A 25,874-nucleotide genomic window follows, 5' to 3' on the forward strand; every position below is an offset into this window, starting at 1 on the left:
TCAGTGGTGTGTGGGTTCGCGCCGGGCATCTAAACGCCGGACGCGGGGTGCCGTTAGAGGGTCGCACCGCCGTCGGCGACAATCTCCTGCATGGTGATGTGGCGAGCCGCCTCCGAGATGAGGAAGGCGTTGACCGCCGCAATATCCGCCGGGTCGGCAATACGGCGCAGCGGAATGCCCAGACGGAACGTTTCCGGGTTACCGGCAACCGGCAGGGCGGAGCGGTCCTCGCCCTCCCAGGCGTCAGTCACCATAGGGGTTCGGGTGGTGCCGGGGCAGACCGAGTTCACGCGAATACCGTGCGCGGCAAGCTGCAGACCGAAGCTGGAACTCACGCGCGCCGCCGATGCCTTCGATGCACCGTAGGCACCAAACTCCGCGCGGGGCACACGGGCCGCGTTGGAGGCGACCGTCACCAGGGAGCGGCTGTTAGTCGGGTCGGTTTCCTGCTGGTCAATCATGATGCGCGCGAATTCGCGCAGGCACAGGAACACGCCGTCGGAGTTGACCGCGTGCAGGCGCTTCCAGGTGGCGAAGCTGGTTTCCAGTAGCGGCTGGCTGTGGGCGATGCCCGCGGCGAGTACCGCACCGGTGATGGGTTCGTCGAGTGCCGCTACAGCGTTGGCGAGGGCGGTGACGGACTCTTCGTTCGTAACGTCTACGGCGCGGTAGCGGAAGATCGCGTCCCCGTAGGTACCGAAGGAGGCAATGGGCTGCTCCACGAGGTCAGCCGCAAACACCGAATAACCGTTCTTAATGAGCTGGTGGACGGTTGCCTCACCAATACCGCCGTTCGCGCCGGTCACAATGACCCAGCTCATGCGCGCGCCTCCTCAGCAGACTCAGCAGACTCAGCCTTCTCAGCACCTTCTGCAGCATGCAGGTCGGCAAGTACATCGGCGGTGTTCAGCACGCGGGCGCAACGACCCGAAGCGTACTCGCACGCCGTGCGGTGCTCCTCCTCCGAGAAGTCGGCGAGCGCATCCGCAACCATAAACGGCTGAATGTCACGCATGAACGCCTCCAGGGCGGTGGTCAGGCAGCCAATGTGCGCGTACACGCCGCCGATAATGAGCTGGTCGCGACCGGACTCCTTGAGCAGGTCCTCGAAGGGGCTGCGCACGAACGCGGAGTAGCGCCACTTGGTCAGCACGGTGTCGCGGTCGGTGGGTGCCAGTTCGTCAAGCACGCGGGCGGATTCGTCGTTCTGCAGGCCGTCGCCCCAGAAGTCGATGAGCAGGCGGCGATCTTCGGGGTTCTGGCGCGGCGGCTGTGCGGTGTAGTAGACCGGGATTCCTGCGGCGTGGGCGGCGTCAATAAGGCGACGCAGGTTCCGAATAGCGACGTTAATCTGGGCGTCCGGGTTGGCGTTACCCTCCCCCAGGTCAGCCCCTTCAAAAGCCTGCACGAAGTGTACCTGCATGTCGTGTACGAGCAGTACAGCGCGGGAGGGGTCCACGGGCCAGCTCACGCGGTTGCTGTGTTCACGGTCGACGTAGGTGTAGGGCTTGATTTTGGGCAGTGCCATGATTCTCCCGGTTCGTGCCTTTGGTTTTCGGTTGTATGCGCGGCGCAGGCGGTGCGCTGTGGTGGGTGTAGCAGCGAGTGGGTGTCTCCTCCGAGCCCCTTCACACTGACCACCCAATCGGTGAGCTTGCGCTTATCTCATAACCATCTTAGGGCATGCTTAGCTACTAGGTATATATGAGCCTTAACAAAAATGCTTCCCCACCCACACCCCCGTTGACAGCACAACGGGCGGAACGGGCAGGGAAGCACTCGGACAAGCAGAAACGCTATACGAACCGCGAATTCAGCCGCGATTCTAGTTCAACTAGTTCACAGGCGCCGCGACGGCAAGAACCTCATTCAGACCCTCAGTGATCGAGGGGTGAGTGTAAATCTCATCGCGCAGCTGCGAAGCAGTAATGCCGTGGCGCATCGCCAGAGCCACCAGGTTAATAACCTCCATGGACTCGATTACCAGCAGCTGGGCACCCAGAATCTGGTCGCTCTGCGCGTCAATCACGAACTTCATGATGCCGCGCGGGTTCTCCTGGGTCTTCGCGCGCGGCATCGCGGCAACCGCGGCAACCGGCTTCGAAGCGACCTTCACCTTGTGGCCAGCCTCGATTGCCTCACGCTCCGTCAGGCCCACGGAAGACAGCGGCGGGTTCATGTAAATGGTCGAAGCCACTGCCTTACGATCCTTAGTGGAGCGGGAACCGTCACCGACCAGCTGGGAGAGCACCACGCGGTAGTCATCCATGGAGATGTAGGTGAACTGCGGGCCGCCGTTCACGTCACCGAGCGCGAAAATGTTCGGCACGGTGCTGCGCAGGTGCTCATCCACGACAATTGCGCCGCGGTCATTGGTTTCGATGTTGGTGTTCTCCAGGCCCAGACCCTCGGTGGCGGGCTTGCGGCCGGTCGCAACCATCACATAGTCCACCTCCAGCTGCTGGGTAGCGCCCTCGGAGTCGAGGTAGGTCACGGTCACCGAGTCAGCGCCGTCATTGAAGGACTGCACGCGCACGCCGGTATGAGCGGCAATGTCCTGGTCTGCGATAATCTCGCGGGCAACCTGGGCAACGTCCTCGTCGTAGCGGCCGAAGAGGGCGGGTGCGCCGTCCAGAATGGTCACCTCGGTACCGTAGGAGGAGAAAATACCGGCGAACTCAACACCGATGGGGCCGCCACCGATAATGCCCAGACGCTTGGGGCGCGGGGTGAGCTTCTGCAGCTCGGTGGAGGTGAGCACACGCTCAGATTCGCGGATACCCTCAATCGGCGGGATAACCGACACGGCACCGGTGTTGACGATGAAGTAGTCGGCGGTAACGCGCAGGGTGTCCTCACCCGCGGTGACCTCCACCTCGGTGTCGGAAATGAAACGTGCGTGACCGTCAATGAGCTTAGCGGTCTCGTTGGACAGCAGGATCTCGCGGTTCTTGGCGCGCATCATGCCGGTCAGCTTGTCACGGAAAACCACGGCGGATTCGTATGCGGCGTTTGCTTCTTCAAGGCTGCGCTCGCCGCTGGCGCGGAACTCGTCGGCACGGTGCACGAGCGCCTTGGTGGGTACGCAACCGATGTTGATGCAGGTGCCGCCGTACATGCCGGTGGACTGTTCAATGAGGGCAACGTTCTTACCGGTCTTGGCGTATGCGCCAGCGAGGGTCTTGCCGCCCTTGCCGAAGCCGATGACGACCATGTCAAAGTGCAACTGAGCGGGGGTGGTCATAATATTCTCCTGTGAAATTTAGATGATGATGTCTTCACAGAGTTCAACGGAAAGAAATAAGTATTATTCCCGAGCGTCACATTTTTTCTTCCAAACCGACTCTTTCAAGGCGACTCTTTCAAGGCAGCGAACACGCGGGCGTAGACTGAAACTACCCGGCTCCCTGCGAGGAGCCAGCATCTTCAGGAGGATTCCATGAAAACCCACGATATTCTGCACGACGCCGCCAGCCGCCCCGGCATCGAAGCCGCCGTAGCCGTCAAGGGGCTATCCCCCGAGGCTTTGAACGCACATCCGGGTGGGCACCCGAACTCTATCGCCTGGCTCCTCTGGCATGCAGGACGACAAATGGACATGCAGCTTTCTGCTCTGAATGGTCAGCCGCAGGTCTGGGAGACTCAGGGTTTCAGGGAGCGTTTCAACCTGGGCGAGCTCGGCGACACCATGGGCTACGGTCACACCGCCGAGCAGGCACGCTCCATCGTGGTTGAAGATTCTGCCCTGCTGGTGGAGTACCTTGTGGCGACCGGCGAGGCGCTCGCCGACTACGCGCAGACACTGAGCGAGGCTGATTTGAGCGAGATTATTGACCGTTCGTGGACTCCGCCGGTAACTCGCGGTATGCGCCTGGTCAGCCTGATTGACGACGCAACCCAGCACGTGGGTCAGGCGGCGTACGCGGCGGGTATTCTCGCGGCACAGGATTTCGCGGCGCAGGGATAGAATTTCACGCCCGCTAGAGGGGAACGAAAAAGCGGTGGCGCCTCGGACACAACCAGCCCGAGACGCCACCGCCCGGTTGCGGGCAACCCCGATAACACCGCGAGCAGATAATATTTCGGCGAGAAGATAACGGACTGTTATCTGCTCGCGCATCTTGTGTCTTGTTTCGCCTCGGTTACAGCGTTCTTACCCGTGATAGAATCCACAGTATTATGAGACGCACCACAGACCCTTCGCCTGAGCACCCTGAATCACCTGCGTCGCGCATTCCAACAAACACACCAGACGCGACCGCAAAACCCACATCAGCAACGCCGCTGAACGCACGCGGGCAGCTCACGCTCCTGACCGCGCAGGTTTCTGATGCTCTTGCGTCCAGTATCCAAGCTATCGCCATGCCCCTGCTGACCTACGGCGCCACCGGCGACCTCGCCCACTCCGCTATCGTCATGGTCGTCGAGGCAGTCCCCGTCATCCTCTTCGCACCATTCGCAGGCGCTATCGCCGACAAATTCAACCGCAAAACCCTCACCGTCAGCTTCAGGCTCGCCAGCGCCGCCCTACTCATCGCATCCCCAGCCCTCTACGCCGCCGCAGGACTACCCGCCTTCCTCACCATCGCATTCCTCGTCTCAACCTTCGGCACCTTCTCATCCCCCGCAGCCTCCGCCGCCATGCCCTCCCTGCTCGGCGACGACTACCAAAAATACATGGCACGCCGCGGCAGCCTCATCTTCCTCGCCCAAACCCTCGGCCCCACCATCGCAGCCGCCGTCGCATCCTTCACCACCCCAGCCCTCGCCGTCGGATTCGCAGGCACCCTCAACCTGCTCGCTGCCCTCACCGTCGCCACCATACGCAACTACGACCTCACCCACGCCGAACGCACCGCCACCGTGCAGGAACACCACACCGGCAGACTCCTGCGCGAAGGCGCCGCCTACACCGCACACAACCCCATCGTGCGCGGTATGCTCACCTTCTGGTTCCTCTCCATCGCCGCCGTACCCATCACCACCCTGCCCATGCTCGAATACCTCACCCGCGGCCTCGGGCACGACTACACCGCCTTCGGAATCGCAACTTCCGTCTACGCCGCCGGATGCGTGATCAGCTCCTGGCTTTCAGCCAAACTCGGCGTCGGTACAGGCGCCGGGCGGGTGCGTATGACCAAACGCGGGTGGATGTGCATCTCCGGACTCGGCTACGGCGCCGTTTGTCTGAGTATGGGACTACACCCGGCGCTGTGGGCGGTACTCGTGCTCTGGTTCATCTGGGGCATGTTCTACGGACCCGAAGAAGTGCTCGGGCAAGTCCTCTTCGCAGACGCTATCGACGAACACATGCGCGGGCGCGTCTACAGCTTCATGGGTGTGGTTTTCTCCCTAGCGGGTATGGTCGGGTACCTCATCACCGGATGGGCGGTACCAGCGTTCGGCGCGATCAACACCATTGTTACCGGAGGGGCACTCTTCATCATCGCCACCGTATTCACGTTCATTCTCGGCCCGACTGCGCGAGCGATACGGGCGCAGGAATCGCGGAATGAGGCAAAGAGCCGTGCGGGTGCATGACTGTGCTCTGTATATCGCCTCGGGGCATCATCGCCTCACCTCCGCCACGTTGCGGGCAACCCTGATAACACCGCGAGCAGGTGATTTTTGGCCGAGCATGCAGGAAAAATACTACCTGCTCGGCCAAAAATCACCTGCTCGCGCCCTAGTGTTATGTATCTGCTCGCGGACTTGGGATAGGAATGAGCGCTTGACCCGAGAAACCTACCCGCGCTTCAGCAACGTCATAACCTCATAGTGGTCCGTATGCGGGAACATGTCCAGCACACGGCCCTGCACCGGCGCATACGAGGGCATACGCTCCAGATCCTTCGCCAAAGTCACCGCGTTACAGCTCGAATACACCACACGGTCAATACCCGAACCCTCAATCCACGCACACAAGCTCTCACCAATACCGCGGCGCGGCGGATTCACCACCAGCATCTGCGGCACCGCGCCCGAAGACACCGCGAACTCCGGCGCATCCTGAGCCGAAAAGTCCACGCCCTCCAGACCGTACTCAGCGACCGTGCGCTGTGCCGAAGCAACCGCCTCCGCACTAATCTCAATGCCCGTCACCGAGCCGCCATCCATCACCGAAGCGGCATGCAGGGCAAAACCGCCCACACCGCAGTACAGATCCCACAGCGAGCGCGGAGCCACCTCACGCACCCACTCACGGCCCTGCGCATACATCGCCTCAGCGACCTTCGTGTTCGTCTGGAAGAAGCTCTGCGGACGCAAATGCAGGGTCAGGTCATTCACCTGCATCGGCAGGGTCTGACGCTCCGAGAGAATAATCTCCTCATCACCCTCAACGCGCGCCACCGGCTCACGCAGCAGGTTCACCGACAGCACTGCCAGGTTCGGCAGCCGCTCCTGTAGCCAGCCCATCTGGCGGCGAATCGGCACCAGAAGCTTCTTCGAACGCAGCACGAAACGCACCATCAGCTCACCCGCCGCCGAAGCGGTCACCAGAATATTCTTCAGCTCACCGCGACGATTCGGAATGTCATAGGGCGTCAAATCTGCGCGCTGAATCAGTTCACGCAGCACCGGAATAGCCGCCTGAATTGGCTCCATATAGAGCGGGCATTCTCCAAGATCCGTGGACGCGCCCGTACGGTAATCCACGATGCCGAGGGTCGGGTTCTTCGCCGAACCGCCCACCACGAGCTTCGCCTTGTTGCGGAAGCCCGCCTCCGCACTGGTCACCGGGTCCAGCCACTGTAGCTGCGGGTAGTTAGCGAGCAGGGCGCGGGCATGCTCCTGCTTCGCCTGCACCTGCGCGGTGTAGGCGGTCTCAATGCTGGGGCAGGAGGAGCAGAGGTCATCACGAAAATAGGCACATTCCATAGGGGAACCATTTTACCGCCTCCACCGCCGGGACAGGACGCATGGGCACACAAAAGCGGGGGCGGCCACCCTTCATGGGTAGCCGCCCCCGCCTCATACGGATGCGGTGTGATTATGCCGGGTTAGTTTCCAGCGGCATCTCACCACCGAAGGTCACTTCGTGCCCTTCGGATTCCATAACTTTTTGCCCCATCAGGGACAAAAAGTTATTACATCATTCCGCCCATTGCGTCCGCACCGGGAGCAGCCGCACCAGCGGGCTCCGGCTTGTTCGCAACAACAGCCTCAGTGGTCAGGAACAGACCAGCAATAGACGCAGCGTTCTGCAGAGCCGAACGGGTTACCTTCACCGGGTCAGCAATACCAGCAGCCATCAGGTCCTCGTACTCGCCGGTCGCAGCGTTCAGACCGGTACCAGCAGGCAGGGAACGAACGCGGTCAACCACAACGCCCGGCTCCAGGCCAGCGTTGGCAGCAATCTGCTTCAGCGGTGCGTCAATAGCCACGCGCACGATGTTCGCGCCGGTAGCCTCGTCGCCGGTCAGCTCCAGCTTGTCGAAGACCTTCACGCCAGCCTGAATCAGAGCAACGCCACCACCGGGGACGATACCCTCCTCAACAGCAGCCTTAGCGTTACGCACAGCATCCTCAATGCGGTGCTTACGTTCCTTCAGCTCAACCTCAGTTGCGGCACCAGCCTTCAGCACAGCAACGCCACCGGCGAGCTTAGCCAGGCGCTCCTGCAGCTTCTCACGGTCGTAGTCAGAGTCGGAGTTAGCGATCTCTGCGCGAATCTGAGCAACGCGACCCTCGATAGCCGCTGCGTCGCCTGCACCCTCAATGATGGTGGTCTCGTCCTTGGTCACAACGACCTTGCGAGCGGAACCGAGCATATCCAGGGTTGCTGCGTCCAGGGACAGGCCAACCTCTTCGGTAATGACCTGGCCACCGGTCAAGATAGCGATATCAGCCATCTGAGCCTTACGGCGGTCACCGAAGCCCGGAGCCTTCACAGCAACAGACTTGATGGAGCCGCGCATCTTGTTCAGCACCAGCAGAGCCAGAGCCTCACCCTCAACGTCCTCAGCAACAATCAGCAGCGGCTTGCCGGACTGCATGACCTTCTCCAGGACGGGAACGAGGTCCTTAACGTTCGAAATCTTCTGGTTCACAACCAGGATGTAGGGGTCCTCCAGGACTGCTTCCTGACGCTCCGGGTCGGTCACAAAGTAACCGGACAGGAAGCCCTTGTCGAAGCGCATACCCTCAGTCAGTTCGAGGTGCAGACCGAAAGTGTTGGAGTCCTCAACGGTGATGACGCCTTCCTTGCCGACCTTCTCCATTGCCTCAGCAATGAGCTTGCCGATCTCAGCGTCGCCAGCGGAAATAGACGCGGTTGCAGCAATCTCTTCCTCAGTCTCAACTTCCTTCGCGGAGGAGAGCAGAGCCTCGGTCACAGCCTCAACAGCCTTCTCAATGCCGCGCTTGAGGCTCAGCGGGTCAGCGCCAGCAGCCACGTTGCGCAGGCCCTCGCGGACCAGTGCCTGAGCCAGAACGGTAGCGGTGGTGGTACCGTCACCTGCGATGTCGTCAGTCTTCTTAGCAACTTCCTTGACGAGCTCCGCACCAATCTTCTCGTACGGATCCTCCAGCTCGATTTCCTTCGCGATCGAGACACCGTCGTTGGTGATGGTGGGGGCGCCCCACGCCTTCTCCAGCACAACGTTGCGGCCGCGGGGGCCGAGGGTCACCTTCACTGCATCGGCGAGGGTGTTCAAACCGCGCTCAAGGCCGCGGCGTGCCTCTTCGTCAAAAGCAATGAGCTTTGCCATAAGTGTCCTCCTGGACGATCGGATTTTTTCCTTCACCCTTGCGGGTGCGGTACATCTAAAATCGGGTGGCTGCCCCTCCACAACACCCCCGTTACGGAGGCGCGGGCAGAGCAGGGCATAAAGTACCCGAACGCTACATCAATTGTGGCACCCGCACCGGCATGGAGCAAACGTTTAAGCCCAAGGTTGAAGGGTTAATCGCCCAGTGCTTAATCTGCGCTCATCAACCCCGTCAAAAGGGGCGTTACCGGTGTGCCCGCCGGGAGTGCGGGAGGGGTGTTAAAAGCATCAACCCCGCCCTGTGCATCGGTGGGATCGCACGGGTGGGGTTGAGCAGAAGTCGTTATGGATGAAACAGCTGGCACGGGCTTAGAATCACCCGAGCAACCGCCTAAACCTATTCCGCGGCAGTAGCGGAGGCGGTGTAATCCGACGACAGAATCACGATGACCTCGTGGTTGCCCATCTCAACGTTGGCGGTCGCCTGGCGCACCTGAGTAATGCCCAGCTTCGAGGCGATGCTCTGCGCCTGCGACTGGTAGCCCTCAGCGTAGTAGACCACGCTGGTTGCAGGAGCCACACCGGTGTAATTCGCGGTCTCGTTAATGGTGTAGCCGGTCAGCAGAGCCGCCGCGCTGGAGGCGCTACCCGCCGGAGCCGCCGCATTGTAGACCGCCACAGAGATGGACTCAGCCAGACCGGTCTTCGTGGCGCTTGCCGACGCAGAAGCCTTAGCCGGCGCAGAGGACGCCGACGCACTTGCGGGGGCGGAGCTGCTCTTCGCGGTGGACGCCGAGTACTGCGGGGAGGCGGTGCGCGGCGCGTACACGTACATTGCGCCGCCGATGAGCAGACCAACTACGCCTGCAGCTACCAGGGGGATAGCGCCCTTGGGGCTCTTTGCCGGGTCAGCATTGACCGCGCGGTAGGTTCCGCGGCGGGCGGTATTTTCGTCTACCTCATCAAATTCGTCGCGGGGGTAGCTCATTTATCCTCATTTCACGGGTCTCTGTTTACCGGCTGGTACCGTGCCTCCCTGCCTGGCACGCGGGCGCGGCTGCAGAAGGTGCGGTCTTGGTGTTCTAGTACCTAGAGTACCGGCTCAATTAGCGAGAACCAATGTGAACGCCCCGCAACCGGCTGTGAAAGAGACGGACACCGCACAGTGTTCAATCTCTGGTTGAACCTAAGGTGTGCGGGGTTGGATGCAGGAGTTGGAAGGCTCGCACGGCTCCCGCAATTCGAGCCCCTAGTCAGCGTCTCGGCGGGCGCGCAGAACGTCGATCATCTGCGGCGCTGCGGCGCGTACCCGCTCATCATCGAGCATCACATTCAGGCGCTGATAGTAGGCAATCGGGGTGAAACCGGCGGCGATAATCGCCTTCTCCTTGGAACCCTGGTGCTTGAAGCGGCGGCGCTCCACCTCAAGGATGCGGCGCTCCACCGGGGTCAGCCCGCCGGGTTGGCTCTGGGCTTCCGGCTGGTTTTCTATTTCCGCCTGGCTCTGCGCTTCTAATTGGCTCTGTGCTTCTGGCTGGCTCTGTGCGGTTTCAGCGCGTTCCTGTTCTGACACGTTCCCTCCTGTCTGCAGCTCGTCTGCCGCGGCTGGCGTCTTCTAGCGCGTGTATCTGTCATCCCCTAGTCTAGAGGAGGACCTCAGTCTAGAAGAGAAACATTCATCCCGCGCCCGGCCCCGTCACCGTCCGGGTCGCGTCAGCACCAGGAGATTCCCCAAGGAGATTCATGAACCAGCCCCTCAGCAGCATTATGAGCGAGGATTGGGCGGTAGCACTCGCCCCCGTCGAAGAGCAGATTCACGCCATGGGCGCTTTCCTGCGTGAGGAGCACGCGGCGGGGTACCGTACGTTCCCGCCTGCTGCCGATATTTTCAATGCATTCCGCCGCCCGATGAGCGGGGTGAAGGTCCTCATTATCGGTCAGGACCCCTACCCTACTCCGGGCAATGCGATGGGTCTGTCGTTCTCGGTGCACCGCGGTATGCCGTTGCCTCGTTCGCTGAACAATATTTACAAGGAACTTGAGGACGATCTGGGTATTGCCCCGGCTGATCACGGTGACCTGTCCTGCTGGGCTGATGAGGGTGTCATGCTGCTCAACAGGGTTTTGACGGTGCGCGAGTCTGATGCGGGTTCGCACCGCGGTAAGGGTTGGGAGGAAATCACCGAGTGCGCTATCCGTGCACTGGTGGCGCGTAACCAGCCGCTGGTTGGCCTGCTGTGGGGTGCGGATGCGCGCAAGTGCGCACCCATGTTGCAGCCGTACCCGAGCGTGGAGTCGGCGCATCCTTCGCCGCTATCTGCTCGTCGTGGTTTCTTTGGTTCGCGCCCGTTTTCGACCGTAAATTCCCTGCTGGTGCAGCAGGGTGCTGAGCCGGTGGATTGGACGGTCCGCTAGGCGCAGCACATGAGCCAGTATGAGAGCTGGCGCATTGGGCGTAGTGAAGGGGCGGTAGCTTGTGAGTTGAACTCGCAAGCTACCGCCCCTTTTTCGCCACCAATATATGCAATATCGGCTATATACCCTTGAAAAAGGGCTAAGAATCCGCCGGTTCCACGTTCCTCGGAGTCGTAAAACGCTGTAGCGCATACTGCATCGTGTAATTACCCAACGCAACACCCGAAGCCATCGCCACCACAATCGAAACCGCCGTAATCATATTCTGCATACCCAGAATCACGTCCGTCTCAACCGTCAACAGATACATGCCACGGAAGAACGACAGACCCGGCAGCAAGAACGTAATCGCCGGAATCGAGAAGATCGCCTGAGGCACATGCAGACGGTACGCAAAATACGTGCTCAACGCACCAATCACAACCGCCGCACACGCCGTCGGACCGCGGCCCGTACTCGGGCCAGCCAGCAACTCATAACCGTAATACGCCGCCAGACCGCAGCCCGTGATGACCATCAGCCACCCGACCTTCACCAGCTTCGTCTGCAAGGTAATCGCAAAGGTCGCAATCGCCACCAGGAAGAAGAACGACGCCACCAGCGGGGTCGTCGGCTCAAAACGCAGCTGCTCAATATCCAGGGTCGGGCCGTTGAAAATATTGATCGCACTCACCGCGGTCGCAATGCCAACCACCAGACCCAAGAAGCTCATGCCCGTAGACACGAAACGACCCGCAGCCGTCACCGGGAAGCCATTAATCGCGTCCTGCACGGCACCCACCAGGCGCGGAGTCGGCAAGAACATAATCATGCCCGCAGCCACCACCAGAGGCGCCGAAATCGCCTCCCCCTGACGCTGCAACACCGAAAGAATGGATCCCTCACCGCCCAGCCAAATCGCCAAGAAGGTCATCAGACCCGCACTAGCAGCCATACGAAAGAACGCCGGAATACCAATCGAACTCAACCACTGAATCAGCAGGTACACCGGAATAAAAATAATCGCCGCACTCAACGCCGTCGCAAAACTTGCACCCAGCGCCGCCGTCAGGGTTCCGGCACACGCCAGGTTCGCCAACCACACCACCAGAGGCGGGAACGGCTTGGGTCGGTGCGTAATCTGGTTCAGCTTCAAATCGGCGATTTCCAGGGTCATACCGCCCCGAGTGATCTTGTAGATCAGGCCGTACACCTCAGAAAGCGCCTCATAGTTCTCAGTGGAGGAACGCACCACACGCACCAGGGTATGGGTAAAGCGCTCCTCAGCGTTCGCATTGCGCTTGGCGATGCGGGATTCCATGTAAATATCGGGGTCCGAAGTGTAGTTGATGGTCACCGACTGGTTCGTAATGTCGACTTCCACCGAGTCCAGCCCGTACGCCGAAGAAACTGCAATAATCGCCGAGTCCACGTCCATTGCGTCCGCACCGTAGTGGAACATCGCCTCCGCCAGGCGCAGAGTGAAGTTCAGGGTATCGCGGGCGTATTCCTTCTCACGGCGGAACGCCTCACGGCGCTCATGCTCGTCAGACCGGATAGTCGGCACGAACTGGCGCTGCGCGATGCGCTGGGCACCGCGCGGGGCGGCGGGTGCCGCCTCCTCAGTGCGCACGAAGGAACGAAAGCGACGCGAACCCCAACGGCTGCCGCTACCGCGCCCACGGAGGCCTTGAGAGCTCCCATCGAGCAGCGGAACGGAGGTGGTGGGCATCGAGACGGGCCCCGTCTTCGGCATTGCGGTAGGATCCGCGCCGAAACGTCGGGCAGCGTGCGAGTTAGGCACCTGCGGAATCATGCCGGTCATGGGCACCGGCTGGGAGGGGCGGGTCAGCGCCTCCTCGGTTACCAAGTTGCTGGAGGTGACGGGGTTCGGGTCCTCACGGTACGCGTCCAGCTCATAATCAGGCACGAGGGAGGGGTCAATGACGGTACGCGCGCCGTGGCCGTTAGGGGTCAGTTCGGGGTCGCATGTGGGCTCAACCGGCTCCTGCGCGGTGATGCCCATATCCGCTGCGGCCTCCTGCAGTACATCGCTGACAGCTTCAGCAGCGACGGTGCTCTCCTGGCTTGTCGCGGAGGTAGCATGCTGAGCCAGCACGCGGCGCAATTTCTCGTCGGTGACCTGGTCTAGTGAAACCAGGGGAAAACCGCGTTTACCGGCGATGTAGCCCGCGGTGGTGTTCTGCTCGCTTCCTTCCATTGCGGCAGTGTTCGCTTCGTCTGCATGCGAAGCTTCCCGCGATGTGGGGGTCGCGGGGGTGTTCCTCGATTCTGCCAATGTCCCTCCCAGATAGACAGTGCCTATTTAGTCTAACAAGGGCACGATTCTGCGGTAGCACTGGAGAGCAGAAATATCACTTTTCTGCCCGGTGATTTTGTGAGCAAAAAGCGCTCTGCGGCACTTACGGCAGAAGGCTTCATTGATATGAAGAGAAATCCAGGTCATTACTGCACAGAAGATATTTTGGGAGATATTTCTAGAGCTATTTTCGAGGAAAAATAAAGGTTATATATACATTAAGATTTGCAGAGAAATATCCCCTATCTCCCCCCACTCACGCCTCAATAAAAAATGAATTATTCATAACAAAAAATATCCCGCCACCGAAGTGACGGGATATTCACGCTTTAAGGCTGTAGCCTTCACAGCATCCGAAGCGCACCGCTCAGGGTCACTTCAGAGGCGAAAGTCAATTACTCAGCGTCGTGGTCGGTCTCGAGGATCTTAACCAGCGAGTCAAGAGCCTCTTCAGCACCTTCGCCCTCAGCGCGCAGGACAACAACGTCGCCGTGCTTTGCACCCAGGGACATCAGGGACAGAATCGATGCAGCGTCCATAGCCTCATCTGCGGGCTCACCCTTAGCAGCGATGGTCACCTCAACGGGGAGGTCGCCAGCTGCCTCAGCGAAGATAGCTGCCGGACGTGCGTGCAGGCCAACACGGCTTGCAATAGTGGCTTCGCGCTCTGCCATTATGTTTCTCCTTTGATCAAAGAACCAAAAATATATCAGTCCCTATTCTAAATGAACGGGGCGCTTCAGGACCCGCCCTTACTCTATAAATTGTACCGTTCAGCCGTACGCTAACAAGTACAAAAATGCCGGATGCAGAAATAAAACTCCGCACCCGGCATTTTTATGGACCCGGGCACCGCCTAACACACCCCACCAAGGGGCGGCAGGCAGAACCCGGAATCGTTTTAAGGCTTAGAGGCCCAGCTCATCCAGAATCGGCAGAGCCTTGCGTGCGCTCTCCTTCGCCTCAGCAGAAGAAATCTGCTGCAGAGCGATAGCCGCAATCTGCTGTGCCTTCTCCTTGGTCACAGACTTCAGAACCGCAGCCACAGCGGGGATAGCGCCAGCGTTCATGGACAGGGTGTCAACACCCAGACCAATCAGAACAACAGCCAGAGCCGGGTCAGCCGCAGCCTCACCACAGACGCTCACGTACTTCTTCTTACCCGCGGTGACCGATGCACGCTGAGCACCATCAACAGTCATCTTGATCATCTTCAGCACTGCAGGCTGCCAGGGGTTGTTCAGGTGCGCCAGGTCACCCAGCAGACGGTCAGCTGCCATGGTGTACTGGGTCAGGTCGTTGGTGCCGATGGACACGAAGTCGACCTCGCCCAGGATAGCCTCAGCGTTCATCACAGCTGCGGGGGTTTCAACCATCACACCGTGAACGGGCAGGCCGATCTCCTTGAGCATGTTCGCGAAGTTGCGTGCCTCGGAGGTGGTCGAAATCATCGGAGCCATAACCCAGATGTCCGCGTCGGAGTTCTCCGAAGCAGCCTTAATAGCCTCCAGCTGGCGGGTCAGAACGCCCGGAACGGTCCAGTCAGTACGGAAACCGCGAACACCCAGTGCGGGGTTCTCCTCGGGGTTCACGTTCAGGAACGGCAGGGGCTTGTCAGCACCAGCGTCCAGAGTACGAACCACAATGTGCTTGCCGGGGAATGCGTCAAACACGGACTTGTAGGTCTTAGCCTGAGTCTCGATAGAAGGCTCAGAGTCGTGGCCCAGGAAGCCGAACTCGGTGCGCAACAGGCCAACACCCTCAGCCTTCAGGCTTGCAGCCTTCTCAGCGGACTTGCCGTCACCAACGTTTGCGTACAGCTCAACGCGGGTGCCGTCAGCCAGCACACCCTGACCGTCAAAGTCAGCGACAGGCTTACGGTTTGCGTACTTGATTGCTGCCTCACGGTCAGCGTCGGTGGGCTCGGTGTCAACGATGCCTTCGTTGGAGTCCACGTAGACGACGGTGCCGTCAGCAATCTCGGTCACGCCCTTAGCCGCCACAATAGCGGGCAGACCCAGACCGCGAGCCAGAATAGCGGTGTGTGCCTGGGGGCCACCGTCAGAGGTAATCAGAGCGATAACCTTCTCGGGGTCCAAGGTCGCGGTGTCAGCCGGTGCCAGGTCAATAGCGGCCAGGATGAACGGCTCATCAGAAACGGGGATGCCGGGAGCCTGCTGGTCGGTCAGCTCAGCAACAATGCGGGCACGCACGTCGTGGATGTCGGTGACGCGCTCAGCCATGTAGCCACCCAGGGCAGCCATCTGGTCTGCGAAGGAGGTTGCAGCCTCCCAGATAGCGCGCTCGGGAGCCATCTCCTGAGTCTCAACCAGCTTAATAGCGCTCTTGATGAGTGCACGGTCGGTAGCCATCTGAGAGGTAGACTTCAGAACAGCCTTGCCGTCACGGCTAGCGTGCTCTGCACGAGCGAGCAGGTCTTCCTTCACGCGGACCGAAGCGTCCTTGATGCGCTGCGCTGCAGCCTCAGCGGTCTCACCGCTCAGACGCAGACCGTCCTTGGGTTCCTCGATGGGCTTAGGCATCTGAAGAACGGGGCCAATAACGCGGCCGGCGTATACGCCGACGCCCTTGTAGGTAGTCATAAATTCATGTCCTATCTGTGGTTTGTCTACAGTGTAACGTGTTTTTTCACGCTCACGCCTGCAAACAGACGATCAAATGAAGGTGAGGTTATACGGCCTTTATGCGGATGCCTTGGAGCGGGCACCCATGGACTTCAGCACCACGTACAGCAGCGCAGAAACAACGGTACCGGCAACAACAGCCGCCAGGAACATCAACGGGTTCTGCGCCAGACCAATAATCCAAATACCACCGTGCGGAGCCGGGGAAGCCACGTGCGCACCCATGGAGATTGCACCGGCAATAGCGCCACCAACAATGGTCGAAGGAATCACGCGAGCCGGGTCAGCCGAAGCGAAGGGAATAGCACCCTCAGAGATGAAGGATGCACCCAGCAGCCACGCAGCCTTACCGTTCTCACGCTCGTTCTCGTTGAACAGCTTGGGACGCAGGGTGGTTGCCAGAGCCATAGCCAGCGGCGGAACCATACCGGAAATAATGACGGCAGCCATGATTTCCTGGTTCACGGTCGCACCCGAAGACAGGCCAGCGGTTGCGAAGAGGTAAGCAGCCTTGTTGATGGGGCCACCCAGGTCAGAAGCCATCATGGCGCCCAGGATCAGACCCAGCAGCAGAGCGGAACCGCCAGACATGGAGGTCAGCCAATCCTGCAGGGTGGTCATAACCCAAGCCAGGGGCGCACCGAGCAGCAGGTACATTGCCAGGCCGGCAACCAGAGAAGTCACCAGCGGGGTGATGACCACGGGCATCATCGAGCCAAGCCAGCGGGGCAGCTTCAGGGTACCCAGAGCGTACGCAATCAGACCGGCGAGAATACCGCCAACAATACCGCCAAGGAAGCCCGCGTTTACCGCAAGAGCCACCGAACCGGCGATGAAGCCCGGAGCAATACCGGGACGCTGAGCCAAACCGTACGCAATGTACGCGGCAAGAGCCGGGACCATCAGGCCCAGGCCGAAACTACCGATGGTCTGCAGAACAGCACCCAGGTACAGGGTCCAGTGCACATCACCGAGGTTGAACAGGGTTGCCGAGTCGAGAATCGCCTTGGTGTTCACATCGCCAAGGTTCGGCACCGTAATTGCCTCGAAAACGAAGCCCAGAGCGACCAGAATACCGCCGGCAGCAACGAACGGAATCATGTAGGAGATACCGGTCATCACAGCCTTGTAGATGCGCGAGCCCCAAGCGCCTTCGGTAGCGCCTGCGCTATCCTCACCGCTGGATGCGGCAGCGGCAACGCGTGCACCGTTGGGGTTCTCAGCCTCAGCCAGAGCCTCCGCGATCATTTCCTTAGGCTCGTCAATACCGCGCTTGACGGGAGACTCAACAAAGGGCTTACCCGCGAAGCGGTTACGCTCACGCACGTTCACGGACACCGCGAAAATCACGGCGTCTGCGGCGTCAATATCAGCCTGGGTCAGCTTCTCATTACCCGAGGAGCCCTGGGTCTCAACCTTCAGGTCGTAGCCGAGCTCTTCAGCAGCGTACTTGAGGGCGTCCGCAGCCATGTAGGTGTGAGCGATACCGGTGGGGCATGCGGTCACAGCAACAATCTTCTTCACCGGAGCCGAAGCAGCGGGGGTTTCCTGAGCGGAGGCGGCAGATGCGGCGGGCGCAGCCTCGGCGGGCTTAGCCTCTGCCTTCTTCTCGCCCACGCCGAGCGCACCGTTGACCAGTTCAACAATCTCTTCAGCCGAGGAGGCTTCGCGCAAGGATGCGGTGAAGCTCTTCTTCATCAGGGAACGTGCCAGAGTGGAGAGCAGCTTCAGGTGAGCCTGGTCAGCGCCATCGGGTGCAGCGATGAAGAAAATCAGGTCGGCGGGGCCGTCCTTTGCACCGAAGGAAACTGCCGGGTTGGGGCGTGCCATTGCCAGGGTCGGCTCGGTGACGGCGGCGCTACGGCAGTGAGGAATCGCAATACCGCCGGGGATGCCGGTGTCAGTCTTGGATTCGCGTGCCTCGGCAGCCGCGTAGAGCTGCTCGAAGTCGGTAGCGCGTCCGGCATTTACGACTGCCTGGGCGAGCTTGGCAATTACGTCGAATCGGGTCTCGCCGAGGTTCTCGTCCAGCAGGACGAGATCTGCGGTGATCAGATCAGACATATTCCCTCCTCGGGTATGTGTTGGGGCGGGGATTCGCTCAGCGGTGCCGGGCTTCTCCCCTATATGAGTTCAAAGTGTGCGCAGTGTGTGTTGAGTGTGCAGCGTGCGGATATGTGTGTACATATGCGCACAGCACCCCATCTTATATTCCCTTCTGAGAATAAAAGCTGGAGGTGCGAAAACAGCCCGAATTAGAGCTGCAGCTGACGAACAGTGACCTTCTCAGGAGTGGTCTGCTCCAGCGAAGGCATGCGGGTACCGGGCAGAGCAGCAGCAGCCGAACCGTGAGCTACCGCCTGAACCAGGCAACCGGGGGCATCCTCACCACGAGTATGAGCAATCAAGAAACCGGACAGCGACGAGTCACCGGCACCCACAGTGCTACGAACCTGAATCGGCTCGTGCACAGCGTGCCAGATACCCTGCTCAGTGACCAGCACTGCGCCGCCGCCGCCGAGGGTGGCAAGCACGTACTCGATGCCGTCGCCGAGCAGCTTCTGGGCGGTGCGGGCGGTCAGCTCGGGGCTAGCCTCCAGCTCCTCCCAGTTATCGCTACCGGTCAGCTGAGCCAGCTCCTCCGAGTTGGGCTTAATCAGGGTGGGCTTGTGCTCACCGGCGACGGTCGCAATCAGCGGCGCCTCAGAGGTATCGATAGCGATCTTGCCCTCGTAGCCGGAGGCGCGCAGTGCCGCCACCAGCTCGGAGTAGTAGGTCGGTTCCAGGCCCGGAGGCAACGAACCAGCCAAAACCACCCAGTCGGCACCCTTGGAACGCTCAACCACCAGCTCGTCCAGCTTCTGACGCAGTTCGGCATCAAAAACGGTGCCGGGGGCATTCAGCTTGGTGGTGGTACCATCCGGATCAACCACGGTGATGTTTGAGCGAATCGGCTCACCGGTGGGCAGGTTAGCGAACTCGACGTCCACCGCCTGCAGTGCGGTCAGCACCGGGTCGCTGGCTTCACCGGGCACAATGGCGAGGGTCGGTACGCCGGAAACCTGCAGGGCACGGGAAATATTCACGCCCTTGCCGCCGGGATCCTGTACGGCACCGACAGCACGCTGCACGGCACCGTGAGCCAGGGGTGCACCGAGTTCAATGGTGCGGTCCAGGCTGGGGTTGGCGGTCAAAGTAATAATCATTAGGCAATCACAATCTCAACATTTGCGGCCTCGAGTGCCTGGCGGAGGGCACCTTCGGGCTCGCGATCAGTAATGAGGGTGTCAATATCCTCAAATCCGGCGAAGCGGACCAGGGATTCCTGACCGAACTTCGCGGAGTCACAAAGCAAGACCACGCGGCGGGCTGCCTTGCAAATTGCGGTCTTGACGATAGCTTCGTTCATGCCGGGGGTGGAGATGCCGAAGTGGGCTTCAATGCCGTTGGCACCGATGAAAGCAATATCGGGGCGCATGGTACCGAAGTGCTCTGCGGCGCGTGCACCAACAGCAGCCCAGGTCATCTTGCGCAGCTGGCCGCCAACCAGTTCAAGGGTGACACCCTCGGCTTCGGCGAGCTTGACTGCAATGTGCAGTGCGTGGGTGATGATGATGCGGTCGTTGCCGGTCTTGAGGCTGAAGTTCTCGGCGCCGATGTGGTCGGCGAGAATCTCGATGGTGGAGCCTGCGTCCAGGACGATGGAGCCTGCCTCGGAGTCGCGCAGCATCTGGTATGCCTTGGTGGCGATACGGCGCTTCTCGGGGGTGTTCATGCCCTGTCGGGAGGAGATGGAGGACTCCAGGGAGGTGGACTGCTCAATGGTGACAGCACCACCGTGAACACGGCGGAGCTTACCTGCCTCTTCCAGTGCGGCGAGGTCACGACGCACGGTCTCCATGGTCACATCGTAACGGCGCGCAAGGTCAGCGCCGTTGACACGACGTGCGGAGGCAACAAGCTTTGCAATTTCGGCACGGCGTTCTTCTGCGAACATAAATCTGGTGTTCCTTTGGGCTAGTGGGAGGAAATCTGTGCGTTCTTTTCTGCGTTCTGCTCGGCTTTCAGGACCGTGAGAGACATGGTTTCAGCGAACCGACAGAACGCTTTAGGGTAATACTTGATTTTATGTGGGTTTTTGTGGGCAAGTCAATATAAAACGCTGTATTTGCCGGAATATTACCCGATTGTTCCCTACCGAAACCACACCTATTTGCGAGCTGTTGCCTGTTTATGTCTGTTTGACCTAATGAACTGTTGGGTTTTCCCGCTCCCTCACCATTCCCACAGTGTCCAACACCTACACGGCGCCCTCACAGGGCAAAAAGTGGAGGCGCCGGCTCCGAAAATCCTCGAAACCAGCGCCTCCACCAGCAGAACATATGCAATTAATGCGCGCTTATTTGGGTGCTCGTTTACTTGCCCTTGCGTTCGCGACGCACGCGACGCCAACGATGCACACCCAAGGCACCCGCCGCGCCCAGCAGAGCACCCGAACCGTTCATCAGCACATCCACCGGGTCGCCGGTGCGATCAGGCATGAAACTCTGAATCGTCTCAATGCAGGCGCTGACCAGGAATCCCGCGTACAGCACGTGCGGGCGAGCCTTCGGCCTCAGCAGCAGGGCGAAGAGAAAGCCGCCCGGAATGAACATGATGACGTTCGAAAGCTGCTCAATGCTCGAATAGGTGATGAACGCGGGTAGCCAGCCCTCGGCGTGGCCGGTATCCAGTAGCTGCGCCAGGCGGCCGCCCATCTCGTTATCATCCACGTGCACGGGAGCGAACACGATACTCGCCACCACCGCGCAGTACAGCGCCGTGGCCGGCCAGAGAATCAGCCGCCACACGCGAGCGCTAGAGCGACCTTTACCAAACAAGGCGACCCACCTCGTCAAACTGCTTGGTCGAGTCCCACGCGAACAGGCCCGGCACGTCAATCGTGAGCGGTTCGGCGTTCGGCACGGTCACGGTCCATTCTTCACCGGCCGCTGCGGAGAGAGCGCGGCGGATAAAGCTGCCGTGGCTGACGGCGATAATCTTCTGGTCGCCCGAAGCTTCAGAGAGCTCACGCACGATATTGCGCAGGGTGCGCACCGCACGAATGTACACGTCACGCTCAGATTCCACGTTCGGGTAGTAGCGTTCCGGGGCGCGGCGCTCGGGGGCGGGAATGTCCAGGCCCTCACCGGCACCGTAGGCGCGCTCGACCAGCTCGGGGTAGGTCTTGTGTACCTGCAGGTCGAAGTGTTCACCGACCAGCTGCGCCGTCTCGTGGGCGCGGGAGAGCGGCGAAGACACCAGCACGGTGAATTCCAGGCCCATGTCGGCGAGCTTCTTGCCGGTGGTGCGTGCCTGTTCGCGGCCGGTGTCGTTGAGCGGAATGTCGGTGATGCCCTGCATCAGGTTCGCCTTGTTCCAGTCGGTCTGGCCGTGACGGATCAGGGTGAGGGTCGTGTTCTCGGCGCCCGCCGGGACCTCTTCGGGGCCCAGCTCGGGCTCGAGGTGCTGCACGACCAGGCGGTCGATCGCGTTGTCCAGGTACTGCAGGGGCACCTCGGTCAAGGAGGCGTTCACCGGGATCGGGTAGATGCCGTCCTCGTTGAGCAGTTCGGGGTGGCGCTCAGCGACCAGGGCGGTCATGCTCAGGGCAATCAGCATGCCGTGCGCGGCGACCACGACGGTCTGACCCTCGTATTCGCGGCGGACGCGGTTCAGCGCCGCGAGGGAGCGGGCGAGGAAGTCCTTCTTGGGTTCCACGTTGTATGCGTTGTTGGACTGGCGGGAGGCGAGAATCAGCTCGCGGGTCGCAATCTGCCCCTCCAGGTCGCCGAAGGAGCGTTCCTGGAAGCCGTCAACGGCGCCGCGGTAGGGTACGCCCATGCCTTCGGCAATGATTTCAGCGCTTTCTACTGCGCGGGAAAGGGGCGAGGAGACGATAGCGTCCACGGTGGTTCCGTCGGCTTCTGCCTGCTTCAGGGCGCCGATGGCGGTACGTACCTGCTCGCGGCCGGTGTCGTTCAGCGGGATGTCGGTGCCGCCCTGGAATCGGTGGTCAATGTTCCAGTCGGTCTGGCCGTGGCGCAGGAAGATGATGCGGGTTCCTGCCTCGGGGTCGGCTACCGGAGTGATGATGGGGGTGTTCTGTGCGTCGGTCATCCTTCTAGTATGGCATTGCCCCCGCGCAGTTCAAGGGGGCAAGAGGCGTATTCTCTCATGAAGCGCACTCATACCGCGGTATGAGCTGCGGGGTGGTTGAGCGCCCGGTCGGGCGAATTTTTTCAGGGTATTCCCATATTTTTCAGCCCTCAGACGGAGGGGTGAGCCGCCAAGAAGCTGAGATGATAGAAGAGTACTTCCGTTAGTTCATACCCAATGAAGGTTGTCATGACGCAGAATCCTCAATCCCAGAACCATCCTCAAACCCAGAACCCGCAGTTCCAGGCTCAGAACCCGTATTCAATGACCCCTCCGCAGGCGGCGCAGCCTGCGGGTCAGTATTCCGGTCAGCAGGGTCAGCCCGGCCAGCAGGGCTACTATCAGGGTCAGCCGCAGGGCTACCCGGCTCAGGCACCTCAGCAGATGCAGCAGGCGCCCTTCGCGCGCGGTGCAATTATTTCTGCCCGTAACCTGCACAAGTCTTACGGCAATAACCCGGTGCTACGTAACGTGAGCCTGGATATTTTCCCCGGCGAGTCCGTGGCGATTATGGGTCCTTCCGGTTCCGGTAAGACCACCCTGTTGCACGCGCTCTCGGGCATTATCAAGCTCGATGCCGGTTCTGTGCTGTTCAACGGCCCGACCGGTCAGGTGGCGGTGGAGTCCCTCAGCGAGCGTGAGCGCACCTCCCTGCGCGCTAACTCGTTTGGTTTCGTGTTCCAGCAGGGTCTGCTGGTTCCCGAGCTGACCGCGGAGGAGAACGTTTCCCTCGCCGCGATGATTGCCGGTGTTCCCCGCCAGCAGGCGCGTTCCATTTCGGCTGATCTGTTGAACCGTCTGGGTCTGGGACAGATGCTGGACCGCCGTATGGGTGAGATGTCCGGTGGTCAGGCTCAGCGTGTGGCGATTGCCCGTTCCCAGGTGAACGGTGCCCCCGTGACTTTCGCGGATGAACCGACCGGTGCGCTGGATTCGAAGACCGCGCGTGAGGTGATGGCTCTGCTGCTGACCATGATTCCGCAGCAGGGTAAGACTCTGCTGGTGGTTACTCATGACCCGAACGTGGCGGCGGCGTGCTCCCGCGTGGTGTACCTGCAGGACGGTCAGATCGTGAGTGACCAGCGCAATAACCAGGGCGGTGTTCCCGCTCCGAACCCCGGTGCTCAGAACCTCGGCGCTCAGTCTCAGGCAGGTGCATAATGCAAATCTATGCTCTACTCGCCAAGCGAACCCTATGGAGTTCGCAGGCGATTCTTCCCGTGCTGGCGTTTGCCGCCTCCTCGGCACTGTTTTTGACGGTTGCCGGTGGTGTTCAAGCGCTGAGTACGTGGCTTGAGCACGCCAACGTTGACCACGAAATGATCAACCTGATGGGCATTCAGAAGCTCTACATGGGTTTGGCGTGGGTTGCCGCTCTGGTGCTGATTGTTCCGCTCTTTACCCTGGGCGCTTCGGCTGCTCGTTTGAGTGCCCGCCGCCGTGATGAGCGTCTGGCGTCCCTGCGCCTGATTGGTGCCTCCACGACCCTGATTGTGGGTCTGTCTGTTGCGGACGCGCTGGTGTACTCTCTTGTGGGTTTCATCATCGGTCTGCTGCTTTACCTGGTGCTGATTTTCCCCTTTGGCGCTTTGCACTTCATGAACGTTCCGCTGGGTGCTGAGAATATGCTCCTGCCGGTGAGCGTGATTTTCTACTGCTTCCTGGGTTGTATGGTTTTGGCGGCTCTCAGCTCCCTCTTCGGTCTGGCGAAGGTCAGCATCAGCCCGCTGGGTGTGCGTACCCGCGCGAAGGCCGGTTCCGCCGGTTACATTGCTCTGGGTATCGGTGTTGTTCTGGTCATTGCCGTGATGATTCTGGCTTCGACCTCGAAGGGTTTTAGCATGTTCTCACCCTTCCAGGACGGCGGTGCCGATAGCGCGATTAAGAACCTGGCGATTTTCATTGCTCTGCCGGGTCTGCTGATGATGGTTGCTATCGACCTGATTGGTACCTTCCTGGTGTGGGCATACGCAAAGATTCGTGTGCGCATGACCCAGAAGGCGTCGGTTCTGCTGGGTTACCGTGCGGTGTTGGAGTCCCCGCGCGGGGCGTGGCGTCAGGTTTCGGGTGTGGCACTGTCGACCTTCTTGGTGACCTTCTTCGGCCCCATCCTGATTCTGGCGGGTGAGATGAACAAAACGACGAAGGAGGTAGGCCCCGCCGCCGGCCCCTTCATGACCATCATGTCGGACATGTTCCAGGGCATGCTGCTCATGCTGTTCTTCTCGTACCTGCTGATCACTCTCTCCGCAGTGTTGAACCAGAGCGCCGCCATTTACGAGCGTGGTTCGCTGTACTCTTCGCTGAATATGATGGGTACCCCCACGAGGATGTTGCAGGCTTCGCGCCTTACCGTGGTTTTCGGTCCGCTGGTGCTCATTAGCGTGGTTTCTGCGCTGCTGGGTCTGCCGCTGACGGCGTTGATTGCGGCGCAGGGTCTTTCCGGTGAGATTCTGACGAAGATGTTCGGTATGACCTTCGGCGCTATTGCGCTGGGTCTGGCGCTGGTCTATGTGGGCCTGTTAGCGACCATTCCGTTTATGCGTCAGGTGACTCATAAGCCGGTGTCCGCTCTCTAAGCTGTACGGCTGCTACCCTCCCGTTGCATCCGTTCTGGATGCGGCGGGAGGGTTTCTTCATGTCCAACGTTTGTGTTGCGTGCTTTTGTACCCTCACCCGGTTTGCGCTCTGCATGTTTTCTCACGCACCGGGCCACCGCTTCCATAGCCTCAAGCCCTGTGAGAGACTGACATTATGTTTGAACACACAGTATCCTCCGTTTGGTTCCCCCGCTGCGCAATCTTCGACTGCGACGGCATCCTCCTCGACTCCGAGACCGTCTGGAACGATGTGCAGCGTGAGCTTTTCGCCCGCTGGTCTGTTCCCTTCACCGAGGAGGTGGAGCATAGCCTCACCGGCCTGGCAGCAGCCGATGTCGCCGAGGAGCTTGCACTGCTCTCCTACGAGGCGCAGAACGGCCAGAAGCCGGACACCGCCTCCGCAGAGTACGCCGAGCACCATGAACGTGTGATGAAGGACCTGCTCGCTACCGAGCACGAGGTCATCAGCTCCGGCGTGGACCTGATCGAGGGCGCGCAGGAGTTCCTGAGCTTCCTGAGCGAGCACATGCCCGTTGCGGTGGCGTCGAACTCCACCGCGAACATTCTGACCCTGAAAATGGAAAGCTACGGTTACGCCCCGCTGGTGCGCACCTGGGTCAGCAGCAACGACGTTCCGACCGGTAAGCCCGCCCCGGACATGTACATGGAGGCGGCACGTCGCCTCGGCTTTGAAGGTCACGAGGCGCTGGCGTTCGAGGACTCCCCCGCGGGCGCGCAGGCGGCACGTGACGCCGGTACGAAGGTCATGATTTACGTTCCGGAAGGCACCGACCCGGCAAAGGCACCGGCCGGTTTTGGGCGCTTCGATTCGTTCAATGACCCGCAGCTCTGGGAGGCGGCACGCACCTGGATCGCCAAGCTTGAGGCAGCTCAGCAGTCTGAAGCAACGCAGGGCTAAGCACGTACCGCAGACGCCTCACCGCGCCACCGCCTCACCTGATAGGCAGCATCAAGAAAGACCCCCGGCCCGCTCCTCAAGGAGCAG

Annotated in this window: 21 protein-coding genes; 6 read left to right on the forward strand and 15 right to left on the reverse strand. The window is 60.5% G+C overall.

The genetic code is table 11. The features are described 5' to 3' along the window. Nucleotides 1–53 precede the first annotated feature (53 nt). The 3 genes from HMPREF2749_RS01400 to HMPREF2749_RS01410 form a co-directional block, all read right to left on the reverse strand. A complete protein-coding gene (locus tag HMPREF2749_RS01400; RefSeq protein WP_070593148.1) occupies nucleotides 54–821 on the reverse strand; it encodes an SDR family oxidoreductase in 768 nt (255 codons plus the stop codon). Then, nucleotides 818–1,528 (reverse strand): isochorismatase family protein, encoded by a 711-nt coding sequence (locus tag HMPREF2749_RS01405; RefSeq protein ID WP_070593149.1) that lies wholly within the window; start codon nucleotides 1,526–1,528, stop codon nucleotides 818–820. Before HMPREF2749_RS01405 ends, HMPREF2749_RS01400 begins: the two co-directional genes overlap by 4 nt. Before the next feature lie 306 nt (nucleotides 1,529–1,834). After that, entirely contained in the window at nucleotides 1,835–3,244 is a 1,410-nt protein-coding gene (locus HMPREF2749_RS01410) for an FAD-dependent oxidoreductase (protein WP_070593150.1), read from the reverse strand. A gap of 195 nt (nucleotides 3,245–3,439) precedes the next feature. On the opposite strand from HMPREF2749_RS01410, the gene HMPREF2749_RS01415 reads away from it, so the two are divergent. Next, entirely contained in the window at nucleotides 3,440–3,967 is a 528-nt protein-coding gene (locus HMPREF2749_RS01415) for a mycothiol transferase (RefSeq protein WP_070593152.1), read from the forward strand. A 212-nt stretch (nucleotides 3,968–4,179) separates the two neighbouring features. Continuing rightward, the gene (locus HMPREF2749_RS01420; protein ID WP_246824527.1) at nucleotides 4,180–5,541 is read left to right on the forward strand and encodes an MFS transporter; all 1,362 of its coding nucleotides are present in this window, start codon (nucleotides 4,180–4,182) and stop codon (nucleotides 5,539–5,541) included. A gap of 204 nt (nucleotides 5,542–5,745) precedes the next feature. On the opposite strand, the gene rlmC is transcribed toward HMPREF2749_RS01420, so the two are convergent. The 4 genes from rlmC to HMPREF2749_RS01440 all read right to left on the reverse strand — a co-directional run bounded on the left by rlmC (nucleotide 5,746) and on the right by HMPREF2749_RS01440 (nucleotide 10,284). Continuing rightward, a complete protein-coding gene (rlmC, locus tag HMPREF2749_RS01425; RefSeq protein WP_049346116.1) occupies nucleotides 5,746–6,879 on the reverse strand; it encodes a 23S rRNA (uracil(747)-C(5))-methyltransferase RlmC in 1,134 nt (377 codons plus the stop codon). 209 nt (nucleotides 6,880–7,088) lie between these two features. Further along, nucleotides 7,089–8,711: a chaperonin GroEL gene (groL, locus tag HMPREF2749_RS01430; protein ID WP_049346117.1), complete on the reverse strand. Its 1,623-nt coding sequence runs from the start codon at nucleotides 8,709–8,711 to the stop codon at nucleotides 7,089–7,091. A gap of 397 nt (nucleotides 8,712–9,108) precedes the next feature. Continuing rightward, nucleotides 9,109–9,699 (reverse strand): LytR C-terminal domain-containing protein, encoded by a 591-nt coding sequence (locus HMPREF2749_RS01435; RefSeq protein ID WP_049340902.1) that lies wholly within the window; start codon nucleotides 9,697–9,699, stop codon nucleotides 9,109–9,111. Nucleotides 9,700–9,960: 261 nt separating this feature from the next. Next, complete coding sequence (locus HMPREF2749_RS01440) at nucleotides 9,961–10,284, reverse strand: DUF3263 domain-containing protein (RefSeq protein ID WP_012902847.1); 324 nt, start codon at nucleotides 10,282–10,284, stop codon at nucleotides 9,961–9,963. Nucleotides 10,285–10,454: 170 nt separating this feature from the next. On the opposite strand from HMPREF2749_RS01440, the gene HMPREF2749_RS01445 reads away from it, so the two are divergent. Then, entirely contained in the window at nucleotides 10,455–11,126 is a 672-nt protein-coding gene (locus HMPREF2749_RS01445; protein WP_070593154.1) for a uracil-DNA glycosylase, read from the forward strand. Nucleotides 11,127–11,265: 139 nt separating this feature from the next. Here the strand turns inward: HMPREF2749_RS01445 and HMPREF2749_RS01450 are convergent, their stop codons facing one another. From HMPREF2749_RS01450 to HMPREF2749_RS01485, 8 genes are all read right to left on the reverse strand, one after another. Then, nucleotides 11,266–13,404, reverse strand: coding sequence for a threonine/serine exporter family protein (locus tag HMPREF2749_RS01450; protein WP_070593156.1), 2,139 nt, complete (start codon nucleotides 13,402–13,404; stop codon nucleotides 11,266–11,268). 416 nt (nucleotides 13,405–13,820) lie between these two features. Continuing rightward, nucleotides 13,821–14,099, reverse strand: coding sequence for an HPr family phosphocarrier protein (locus HMPREF2749_RS01455; RefSeq protein WP_005504506.1), 279 nt, complete (start codon nucleotides 14,097–14,099; stop codon nucleotides 13,821–13,823). Nucleotides 14,100–14,333: 234 nt separating this feature from the next. Continuing rightward, nucleotides 14,334–16,028 (reverse strand): phosphoenolpyruvate--protein phosphotransferase, encoded by a 1,695-nt coding sequence (gene ptsP / locus HMPREF2749_RS01460; RefSeq protein ID WP_070593158.1) that lies wholly within the window; start codon nucleotides 16,026–16,028, stop codon nucleotides 14,334–14,336. A gap of 99 nt (nucleotides 16,029–16,127) precedes the next feature. Next, nucleotides 16,128–18,134 carry a PTS fructose transporter subunit IIABC gene (locus HMPREF2749_RS01465; RefSeq protein WP_070593160.1) on the reverse strand — a complete coding sequence of 669 codons (2,007 nt, stop codon included), beginning with the start codon at nucleotides 18,132–18,134 and terminating at the stop codon, nucleotides 16,128–16,130. A 191-nt stretch (nucleotides 18,135–18,325) separates the two neighbouring features. Beyond that, nucleotides 18,326–19,276, reverse strand: coding sequence for a 1-phosphofructokinase family hexose kinase (locus tag HMPREF2749_RS01470; RefSeq protein WP_070593162.1), 951 nt, complete (start codon nucleotides 19,274–19,276; stop codon nucleotides 18,326–18,328). Next, nucleotides 19,276–20,067, reverse strand: coding sequence for a DeoR/GlpR family DNA-binding transcription regulator (locus HMPREF2749_RS01475; RefSeq protein ID WP_049357323.1), 792 nt, complete (start codon nucleotides 20,065–20,067; stop codon nucleotides 19,276–19,278). The genes HMPREF2749_RS01470 and HMPREF2749_RS01475 overlap by 1 nt, the downstream gene beginning before the upstream one ends. A gap of 418 nt (nucleotides 20,068–20,485) precedes the next feature. Further along, nucleotides 20,486–20,920, reverse strand: coding sequence for a VanZ family protein (locus tag HMPREF2749_RS01480; protein WP_246823476.1), 435 nt, complete (start codon nucleotides 20,918–20,920; stop codon nucleotides 20,486–20,488). A gap of 19 nt (nucleotides 20,921–20,939) precedes the next feature. Continuing rightward, nucleotides 20,940–22,229: a histidine phosphatase family protein gene (locus HMPREF2749_RS01485; protein WP_070593164.1), complete on the reverse strand. Its 1,290-nt coding sequence runs from the start codon at nucleotides 22,227–22,229 to the stop codon at nucleotides 20,940–20,942. Between the two features lie 228 nt (nucleotides 22,230–22,457). Between HMPREF2749_RS01485 and HMPREF2749_RS01490 the strand changes: the two genes are divergently transcribed. From HMPREF2749_RS01490 to HMPREF2749_RS01500, 3 genes are all read left to right on the forward strand, one after another. Continuing rightward, nucleotides 22,458–23,429: an ABC transporter ATP-binding protein gene (locus HMPREF2749_RS01490; RefSeq protein ID WP_070593226.1), complete on the forward strand. Its 972-nt coding sequence runs from the start codon at nucleotides 22,458–22,460 to the stop codon at nucleotides 23,427–23,429. Next, nucleotides 23,429–24,847, forward strand: a complete 1,419-nt coding sequence (locus tag HMPREF2749_RS01495; protein ID WP_070593166.1) for an FtsX-like permease family protein — start codon at nucleotides 23,429–23,431, stop codon at nucleotides 24,845–24,847. The genes HMPREF2749_RS01490 and HMPREF2749_RS01495 overlap by 1 nt, the downstream gene beginning before the upstream one ends. Before the next feature lie 175 nt (nucleotides 24,848–25,022). Further along, nucleotides 25,023–25,787, forward strand: a complete 765-nt coding sequence (locus HMPREF2749_RS01500) for an HAD family hydrolase (protein WP_070593168.1) — start codon at nucleotides 25,023–25,025, stop codon at nucleotides 25,785–25,787. The last annotated feature ends 87 nt before the right edge of the window (nucleotides 25,788–25,874 follow it).

It is taken from the genome of Rothia sp. HMSC075F09 (assembly GCF_001810515.1).
GTDB lineage: Bacteria > Actinomycetota > Actinomycetes > Actinomycetales > Micrococcaceae > Rothia.